At 59.7% G+C, this 9,970-nt stretch carries 4 protein-coding genes and 1 pseudogene; all 5 read left to right on the plus strand.

The genetic code is table 11. From position 1 onward, the window contains the following. The first annotated feature begins 392 nt into the window (after nt 1-392). Nucleotides 393-2,699 (plus strand): S9 family peptidase, encoded by a 2,307-nt coding sequence (locus tag EN984_RS10600; RefSeq protein WP_024505658.1) that lies wholly within the window; start codon nt 393-395, stop codon nt 2,697-2,699. Between the two features lie 833 nt (nt 2,700-3,532). After that, complete coding sequence (locus tag EN984_RS10605) at nt 3,533-6,982, plus strand: Ulp1 family isopeptidase (RefSeq protein WP_245477033.1); 3,450 nt, start codon at nt 3,533-3,535, stop codon at nt 6,980-6,982. Between the two features lie 220 nt (nt 6,983-7,202). Further along, on the plus strand, nt 7,203-9,227 hold the full coding sequence (locus EN984_RS10610) for a conjugal transfer protein TraG (protein WP_024502848.1): 2,025 nt from the start codon (nt 7,203-7,205) through the stop codon (nt 9,225-9,227). 116 nt (nt 9,228-9,343) lie between these two features. After that, nucleotides 9,344-9,757: a CopG family transcriptional regulator gene (locus tag EN984_RS10615; protein ID WP_024502849.1), complete on the plus strand. Its 414-nt coding sequence runs from the start codon at nt 9,344-9,346 to the stop codon at nt 9,755-9,757. Continuing rightward, nucleotides 9,754-9,970 (plus strand): annotated as a pseudogene (locus EN984_RS10620) (P-type conjugative transfer ATPase TrbB); the annotation flags it as partial. The gene EN984_RS10615 and the pseudogene EN984_RS10620, both read left to right, overlap by 4 nt.

Below are 9,970 nucleotides of genomic sequence, written 5' to 3' on the forward strand. Positions count from 1 at the left end.
ATTGCGCCCTATCGGTAAACCTCGTCATGGGCCGGCGGCAATCGCTCGGAGATTGTCGAAATAGCACAATGATTTCTGCCGGGGTGACATCCGGCCCGACTAGAGCAGGACCTTTCAGATGATGCAGAAAAGCAAGCGGCCATACTCGCGGGGAAATAGTCGCGTCAGGGCTGCATGGACGCTCTTTCCTGGTTGTTTCGGCGGCGGACGCCAACTCTTCAATCGGCACCCGAACCAGTGCCTGGATGTCCAAGGAGCGCCCCTGTTGCGCGTGCCTGGCTGCACCCGCGTGCTGGCTCTCCTCCAAGGCGACGCTTCGGCGCTGCTGCAGACCGGCGACGAGAACCCAACTTCAAAATTAGCATTCCGAAAACCGAAAGAAGTGAACAGGTATGTCCAGGATCGGCGCTTTGACGCGCGCCGCATGGCGATCGGCAACTCAGACGCTGGCCAAGGGTTCGAAAAGTTTACACCCGACGCTAGCGCCGGCCGATTTCAAGCGCGCACTTACGATCAACGAACGATATGGCGGGCTCACTGTCAATGTCCCCAAAATGCCTTTCTGGCTGACCGGGGGTGAAGCCTTCGTCTACCGCCGGACTAGCCACGGCGAGCAGCAGTTCATGCAGGTCGATGCTGCCACGGGTTTCAAGCGGCCCGCTTTCGATCAGGCGCGTCTGGCGGCAGCGCTAAACAAGGTGAGCCATGAGAGCTATCAAGCCGGCAATCTTCCGTTCGACCGTTTCGAACTGAGTGAGGATGGTCGCAGGCTCGACTTCCAGATTGAAGACACCCGGTGGAGCTGCGACCTTGCAAGCTATGACTGTACCAGCACCACATTCGATGCAAGGAAAGGGGACCGTAGGGAGCTCAGCCACCGCTACACGCCGCCAGCGGAGAACAACCCCGACAAGAGCAACGCGTCGCCCGACGGCAAATGGATCGCCTATATCAAGAACTGCAACGTTTTCCTGCGCAGCGAGGACGGATTGCAGGATGTTCCTCTGAGCCGGGACGGAGCCGAAGGCAATTGCTACGTCTTTTCGACGCTGAGCTGGTCGCCGGACTCGCGCCACCTCGCCGCTTACCTTGTTCGCCCCGGCTATAGGCGAGAGGTCCGCTACCTCAATTCTTCGACGGACCAGTTGGAGCGGGAATATTCAACAAAATTCTATCCCAGGCCGGGCGATGTCCTTCCGCTGCCCCAGCCAGTCCTGTTCGACATTGCCGGCCGGCGCCAGATCGTGATTGACGGTGCCCTCTTCTCGAACGTCTTCGAACTTTCCCCTCTCCGGTGGTGGGCGGACAGCCGCGGCTTCACTTTCGAATATAACCAGCGCGGGCATCAGCTTTATCGCCTGGTCGAGGTAGACGCCGCCTCGGGCCGCGGGCGCTCCCTGATCGATGAGACCAGCGAGACATTCGTTGATTATTTGCCGCTGGGGCATGGCCAGGAGGATGCCGGAAAAATCTTCCGTTACGATGTCGATGACGGGAAGGAGATCATCTGGGCATCAGAGCGCGACGGGTATGAGCATTTGTATCTTTTCAACGGCCGGACAGGCGCGCTCGAAAACCAGATCACGCGAGGTGAGTGGGTCGTCCGGAGGGTCAACCATGTCGATCCGGTCAAGCGTCAGATCTGGTTCGAGGCGAGCGGGATGAACTCGCAGGAGGACCCCTATTGGGTCCATGCTTACCGCATCGGCTTTGACGGCAAGGGACTGACTGCACTGACGCCCGAACCGGCCAACCACCATATCGAGTTCTCGCCTGACAGGCGCTATTATGTCGATCTCTGGTCACGCATCGATCTGCCCCCGCGCATGGCACTCTACCGCGCCAGCGACAATGCCAAGCTCCAGCAGATCGAGACGGCCGACATTTCTGAGCTCGTCGCCGCAGGCTGGCAGCCGCCGCTCAGTTTCCATTCCAAGGGGCGCGACGGCAAAACTGACATCTGGGGCGTGCTCCACCTGCCAGCCAACTTCGACCCGACGAAGAAATACCCGGTTGTGGAGAATATCTATGCTGGACCCCACGGCTCCTTCGTCCCAAAATCCTTCTCGCGGTGGACAGAGCCGCTCACGCAGCTGGGCTTCGTCGTTGCTCAGATCGACGGCATGGGCACCAACAACCGCTCCCGCGCCTTCCATGATGTTGCTTGGAAGAATCTGAAGGACGCAGGATTTCCCGATCGCATTCTGTGGCACAAGGCGGCGGCCGCGCAATATCCATGGTACGACATATCCAACGTCGGCATTTTTGGCGCATCCGCCGGCGGCCAGAGTGCAGTCAGCGCGCTGCTCTTTCACCCCGATTTCTACAAGGTCGCCGTCGCCAAAAACGGCTGCTTCGACAACAGGATAGACAAGACCTGGTGGAACGAACTTTGGATGGGGTGGCCGGTCGGCATTGAATATTCGCAATCCTCCGCCGTTGACAATGCTCACAGGCTGCAGGGCAAGCTGATGATCGCGGTCGGCGAAATGGATGATAATGTCGATCCGTTTTGCTCGTTCCAGCTTGCCGATCGACTCATCAAGGCAGGAAAAGATTTTGACATGGTCTACGTTCCTGGTGCCAATCACCATACTCTAGGCACCTACACCGAGCGCAAACTCCTAGACTTCTTCGTTCGCAACATTCTCGGTCAGACCCCGCCCGACTGGAACACCAAACCGATCGAGCTGGAATAGCTTGTGGCTCTTGCAATTGTTAGCTCGCCTTATCAGCTGTAATCAGGGCGAGGCGCGAGCAAATCTGCACCGAAGGACGATCGTGGAGTCTAGGACTTGCGCTGCGTATTGAGGATCGGCTCGCCGCGGCGTTGGTCTGAGCAAACTGCTTGATAGGCACGCCTGCAGACCGCGTGTGTGCGATTGCAAGATCCCCTATCAGCCTGGTGTGAAGCGTTCAGGGGAAAAGCCGCACCCAACGCCGCTTCCGCTCGCCGTAACGCTACGGCGGTGCGGCCCACCGATCCGCTCGACGAGCATTGGAACACATAGGTCCCCGAACGGACGATTGCCTTGGCAATAGAAGACCCTCGTCGGTCATCGCCGCTGTGGGTGGCAGCCCGTCGGTCTGGAGCTGCCACGATTCTCATCCTCGCGTCACATATGAGCTGAAGCTTTCCGGATCGGGTATCCAATCGGCATCCAGTTGCTCGGCGATATGGTTGAATTCTGCCCTCAGGACAAGAGTGAGTAGAGCAGCCCCGCTACGAAAATCCCATCCTGGTTCGTTTGACGCATCGACTATTCAGATTGATTGGCGTGATACCCGGCGCGGCCGCAACACGCGAGGCCGTCAACCGCTGAGCAGAAAACCAGCCTTCGCCTTCCGCGGCGGCGGACCTCGTCAGCCTCTCGAAAGCTTGCCTGAGTAGGTTGCTCATGTGATCTGTGGAAGTGAGGATAGCGTGCACCCGTACAAACTAGACATTCATCGTGGCAGCTTGGCTGCAGGTGCAGCACGCCGTACCGCACGAGCAAGCGGACAGGCCGGCCAAGCCGGTTTTGAGCAGCACTTGGGCGAACTGCAGGCGGCGGACGAGTTGATGGGTGCGCTAGGCGAGGAGGTCCTCGTCAATGGCTCGCATGGTAAAGGTGAGTTGAGACCAACGAAGAGGCAGAGGATCCAAAGCAATCTGCAGCATGCTGTCACTGAGCGGCAACCAGGTGAGGTTGGCAACTCAGGCGCTCGCGTGATGATGCAACTCCCCACCGATCAGGTGGGTACATCGGAACGGGAGGCGCAACTTGTGATGCAGGGGGACGAGCACGAATACACCCCAGCACCGCATCTCGACGGGTCGATGCCCTCGACAGTGCAGCCGGATCGTCCAATTGTGGTCCCCGACGGTGCCGACAAGCGTCCTGTTTATTCCAACGATGCCACCGCCATCGAAGGGCTGAAGTCAGCACTCCTTGCGGGTAAAGCCAGGCCGGACACGGTCACTCGCAGCACAAATTCTCTTTTCGGCTTTAGTCGTTGGCTCTTTCAAAACAACAAGCCAGGGCTTGCTGCTCGGCTTTACCATCCGTCGCTGAGCCAGGATCTCGAGGAGTACGAGAGTAGGGGTGGTTCCTCCACCGTGGCTGGCGCACTGCGTCAATTGATGAAGTCGATGGGCGGAGCCGGCCCGATTGTGGGTCGCGCTGTCCTGAACCCCCATCCTGACGACGCCGCGCTCACCAGACATTTCAGATCCGCGAGCGGCTACGCAACTGCTCTTAACCATTTCAGTCATTACCTACGTCAAAATGACAAGCTCGGAATTGCGGGTCGCATTTACGATAAATCGCTGGATAAAGATGTTGAGAGCTACAAGGCCGCCTCCTCTAATGGTGGAGCTCCGATCGAATCTGCGCTGGTTTATCTCCGCAAGAACCCGCCGCGCGTTATACTCGGGAATCATCTGGAAAACGCGGTCAGCATGGAGGCTCGTCCCCGTGGCGACGCTGCTCAGCATACCGCACCACAGCAGGGATTCGATTGGCCAGAGGAGCTCCTGCCGGTAGGTTATAAGGAGGGCACCGATCTACCATTGTCTCTCGCCCCAACCGCGCACCAACACCAAGCGCCCGACTTTGGAGAGGCCGTCCCTCACTTGAACTGGCGCCACGGCGACCAGGGCGCCCCGGAGGAGCTGGTAGCTGCACGGGACAGGAGCAGCCCGCTGCCAAGCGAGGCGGTGCCACATAAATCTGGACGGGGACTCGCTACGCAGCCCAGATTGTGGGCGGAGAAATCCGCCTCGCCAGAGCTCTTTCGACGGCGGGCGGAGCAGGCTCTGCCGGCGTCCGCCAGAGGTGTGGAGACATCCTCCGCGGTTGATGAAGCCGCGCAGGCCGCTCGCCAAGCTTTGGCTTGGTTGCAGCAGGAGATGGAGGGGATCGAACCGATGCAGGATCCTCATGAGGTGGCTACACCGGAATGTGAGGCGCAGCTCGTCAGGCAGAGGGATGAGCACGAATCCACCCCAGCACCGCATCCCGGAGGTGGTGGGTCGATGCCCTCGACAGTGCAGCCGGATCGTCCAATTGTAGTCCCCGACGGTGCCGACAAGCGTCCTGTCTATTCCAACGATGCGACCGCTATCGAAGGGCTGAGGGCAGCATTCCACGCGGGTAAGGCCAAAGCGAACACGGTCACTTACAATGTAAATTCTCTTTTCGGCTTTAGTCGGTGGCTCCTTCAAAACAACAAGCCAGGGTTTGCTGCTCGGCTTTACCATTCGTCGCTGGATCAGGATCTCAAGGAGTACGAGAGTACGGGTGGTTCCTCCACCGTGGCTGGCGCACTGCGTTACCTCAAGAAGTCGACAGGCGGAGCCCCGATTATGGCTCGCCCTGTCGTGATCCCCTATCCTGACGATGCCGAGCTCATTAGAAATTACAGAGCCGCTTCGACCAAGGAGTACCTGGCAGCGCCTGCGACCGGACGGAATCCAGATACCGTGGGCGGCTATACAAATTTTCTTAGACATTTTAGTCAGTACCTGCGTCAAAATAACAAGCTTGGGATTGCGGCTCGGATTCACGACAAATCGCTGGATAAAGATGTTGAGAGCTTCAAGGCTGTCTCCTATGGTAATAGGCTAAGTATCAGTTCTGCATTGGCTCACCTCCGGGATATCCTGCCGCGCATTGTGCTCGGGCGCGAAACTGTCCTTTCTGCTCATCCGGCAGACGCAGTCACCAGGCGCGTTGGGGCCGCTGCTGAAGCTGGGCCAGCGGCACCGGCAAGAGCTCCCCAACCCGCCTCGCCAGCAACCGCTAGGCTGCCAGGCACCTACCGCGGCCTTCCACTGGTTGATGTGACCACACTGACTACCAGTTCCTCTGGGGCTCAGATCGGGGCGCTCGATCCGACAGCCCCGTCCAACGTTGCAACGGGGCGGGTGCTCGGCGCCGCCGAATGGCTGAGCGACGCCCATATCCAGAGAGATTACAATTTGCTGGAGGGGCAACTGCAGGGGATCAATCCGGCGCTCGCTGCCCGGACTCGGCTGGTGGATCCTTCCGTATCCCATCTACTGCGACACACGTCGCCGCAAGACGCTCGAGGCATATTGCAGTCCATCTATAATCAAAACAACGCCACAGCCGACTTCCTGTTCTTGCCAGTGAATAATGGCACGGCTACTAGCCCCGGCACCCATTGGTCGCTGCTGCTCGTTGATCGCCGCGACCCGGAAAGGCGGTTCGCCTATCACTACGACTCCCTCCAGCGAGAGGGATATAACGACGTGCCTGCAAAACAGCTCGCAGGACTGCTGAATGCCACCTTGGCGCCAGCCCCCATGGCCAGACAGACGAACCATTATGATTGCGGCGTATTTGTCCTGGAGGGCACGTGGGCGCTGGTTGAACGATTGGTGAAAGGGCAGCGGCCAGACCACGAGCCGCTGCCCCTCGACAACCTCGTTGCCGATCGGCAGGCGCTGCAAGACCGGCTAAGGAGGCGCTTGCCGCACGAGGAAGAGCCGCGGCAGCTGCTGGAGGATGAACCCGCCTCCCCACCGATGATGGCATTCGAGCCAGGGGAACTGCGGCAACTGTTGGAAGACGAGCCTGCCTCCCCACCAATGATGGCGTTCGAGCCAGGGGAACTGCGGCAACTGTTGGAGGACGAGCCTGCCTCCCCACCAATGATGGCGTTCGAGCCAGGGGAACTGCGGCAGCTGTTGGAGGATGAACCCGCTTCCCCATCGATGATGGCGTTCGAGCCAGGGGAACTGCGGCAGCTGTTGGAGGATGAACCCGCTTCCCCATCGATGATGGCGTTCGAGCCAGAGGAACTGCGGCAACTGTTGGAGGATGAACCCGCTTCCCCACCGATGATGGCGTTCGAGCCAGGGGAACTGCGGCAACTGTTAAATGAGCCTGCCTCCACTTGGGCACAAATCAATTCGACCCCACATGCGCGAGCGGACGGTGTTCATCAGCCAGCCCAGGCGCCCCTGGCTCCCTGAACGCAGAAGATAACTTTGCGGAGGAGCGATCACGCAACTGTCGTCGGCGCCGGGCCTCAGGGTGAATGGAGAGGATGGTGTCGCGTGAAGGCGCAACACGCGTGCTGACCGACCTGCATACGTAGGAAGTCGTTCATTGCTCCCAAATCGTATGTGAGGAACATTCCTGTCCCGGCTGCGCCGCGCGATGCTAGGTCGCGTTGTTCAGCGGGTCAAGCCGATGACACCTACGAAGCTACTGATCGGGCAGATCGCCGTTGTGTGCGCAATTGTCATTATCGGCGTATGGACGGCAACCCAATGGTGCGCTCAAATGCTGACCTACCAGACGCCTCTCGGCGCACCATGGTTTCTCTTCGCCGGCTGGCCAATCTACAAGCCGTGGAAGCTGTTTGAATGGTGGTTCCACTTCGATGCTTATGCGCCGGAGGTCTTCGACAAAGCCGGTACGCTTGCAGGCGCCAGCGGATTCCTGGGCTGTGCCGCCGCAATCGCAGGCTCGCTTTTGCGCGCGCGACAGCGCGGGTCGGTTACGACCTATGGGTCTTCACGGTGGGCCACGACTCATGAGGTCGAGACGGCAGGGTTGTTACGGCCGGCGGGCGTTTTCCTCGGTAGGCTGAACGATCGCTATCTGCGCCATGACGGCCCGGAGCACGTCATGGCATTTGCGCCGACGCGTTCGGGCAAGGGCGTGGGGCTGGTTGTTCCAACGCTACTTTCCTGGACCGGGTCTGCCATCATTCATGATATAAAAGGCGAAAATTGGCAGTTGACCTCCGGCTGGCGGTCGAAATTCTCGTACTGCCTTCTGTTCAATCCGACCGACCCGAGATCGGCACGCTACAACCCGCTGCTGGAGGTGCGCAAAGGCCCAGATGAGATCCGGGACGTTCAAAACATCGCCGACATCCTCGTCGATCCCGAGGGCGCGCTGGAGCGACGGAACCACTGGGAGAAGACCAGCCATTCACTTCTAGTTGGCGCCATTTTGCACGTGCTCTACGCTGAAGAGGACAAGACGCTTGCCCGCGTCGCCACCTTCCTGTCGGACCCGCAACGCTCGTTTGCCGCAACGCTACGGCGGATGATGACGACAAACCATCTCGGGACGGGGCATAACCCTCAGGTCCATCCCGTAGTGGCCTCGGCGGCCCGCGAACTCCTGAACAAGTCGGAAAACGAGCGCTCAGGCGTCCTCTCGACCGCCATGTCCTTTCTCGGGCTTTATCGTGATCCAACGGTCGCGGCGGCCACTTCGTCCTGCGACTGGCGCATCGCTGACCTAGTGGATGGAGAGCGACCGCTGTCGCTCTATCTGGTCGTGCCGCCTTCGGATATCTCGCGCACCAAGCCTTTGGTGCGACTGATCTTGAACCAGATCGGCAGGCGGTTGACGGAGCGTCTGGAGGGGGACCCGAAGAAGAGCCGTAAGCATCAGCTGCTCATGATGCTGGACGAGTTTCCGGCGCTCGGTCGCCTCGACTTCTTCGAAACGGCGCTCGCCTTCATGGCAGGTTATGGCATTCGCTCCTATCTGATCGCACAATCTTTGAACCAGGTTTCAAAGGCCTATGGCGAGAACAATGCTATTCTCGACAATTGCCACGTGCGAATTGCCTTTTCCTCCAATGACGAACGCACGGCCAAGCGCATCTCGGATGCCCTCGGCACCGCAACCGAACTTAGGTCGATGCGCAACTATGCGGGCCATCGGCTTGCGCCCTGGCTTTCACATGTCATGGTGAGCCGCCAGGAAACCGCGCGCCCGCTCCTGACGCCAGGCGAGGTGATGCAATTGCCGCCGTCAGACGAATTGGTCCTGGTTTCTGGGTTGCCGCCGATCCGCGCCAAGAAGCTGCGCTATTATCAGGATCAGAATTTCACAGATCGGGTGCTGCCTGCGCCGGTGCTGCACGACGGACCCTATGCGGACTGCCCTGCATCACGCCCGGACGGCTGGACTGGACAAGTGTGCAGCGTCGATAGCCGACTTGCTGCGGACGAGGAAAGCGCCGACGCGCCAGTTGAAGACGAGGGAGGCGTTCAGCAGCAACGCCATCCAAGCCTGCCCGAAGAAGACGTTGTTGTCTCTCAAGAGCCCGATCAGGCCGATCTGTACAAGCCCGCAGACGATGACAGCGAAGCGCTCGCGGACAAGCGTGTCATGGATCGGATTTCCACTGCGGCCCGCGCCTACGGTATCAACGAGGGCAGGGGCGACGATGTCATTCCCGGCTTCTGAAGTCCGCTGAGTTGCAGAGCGCACCTCAGCGTAGATAACGGCCATAAGCAATTTTGAGCGTCTGGCCGATGCTTCTCCCGTCGCCGGCGCAACGCCGGGCCGTCGGAACGAGCCGCATGAAGCCGCACCGCATTCGCCATCAGTTTCTGCTTGAGCCGGAGCTCAGCGAGAAACTGGACAACCTCAGTCGCGATCCGTCAACGACCAAATCAGCGATCGTGGCGAAGGCGATCGAGGCGTTCATCGAGCGGCGTGGCGAGAGCGAGTTCGATCGGCGCTACGGCGTAAGGCTTGACCGGCTCTCCCGCGATCTTGCCCACGTCAGGCGCGATTCCGAGGTGATCCTGGAGAGCCTGGCGCTCTTCATCCGCTTTTCGATCACCCTTCACGCCCACACGCCGGTCCCGGATCGATCAACGCAGGCTATTGCCCAAGAGCGTTTCGAGAAATTCGTTGAGAAGGTCGGCCGCCAGATCGCTTCCGGCAAAAAGTCGCTTAGCAAAGACAATGGTGGGGGAGGGGAAGGATGAGCTCTCATCCCGAGGCCGACCACCGGCGGCGTGTCATGCTGCGCACCGCCATGGGTCCGGCAATCACCGAAGCCCTGGCCGATCCGTCCGTCATCGAGGTGATGGTCAATCCCGACGGCGCGCTGCGACTCGACCGGTTAGGCGAAGGTCGGGTCGATACCGACGTTCACATGCACCCGTCCGAGGCAGAACGTATCATCCGCCTGGTTGCTT

This window comes from Mesorhizobium sp. M7A.F.Ca.CA.004.12.1.1 (assembly GCF_003997835.1).
Lineage (GTDB): Bacteria > Pseudomonadota > Alphaproteobacteria > Rhizobiales > Rhizobiaceae > Mesorhizobium.

Excerpts from the sequence above, each read along its gene's own strand:
- EN984_RS10610 (WP_024502848.1), top strand. The coding sequence starts at position 7,203 with ATGACACCTACGAAGCTACTGATCGGGCAGATCGCCGTTGTGTGCGCA.
- EN984_RS10615 (WP_024502849.1), top strand. The coding sequence starts at position 9,344 with ATGAAGCCGCACCGCATTCGCCATCAGTTTCTGCTTGAGCCGGAGCTC.
- EN984_RS10600 (WP_024505658.1), top strand. The coding sequence starts at position 393 with ATGTCCAGGATCGGCGCTTTGACGCGCGCCGCATGGCGATCGGCAACT.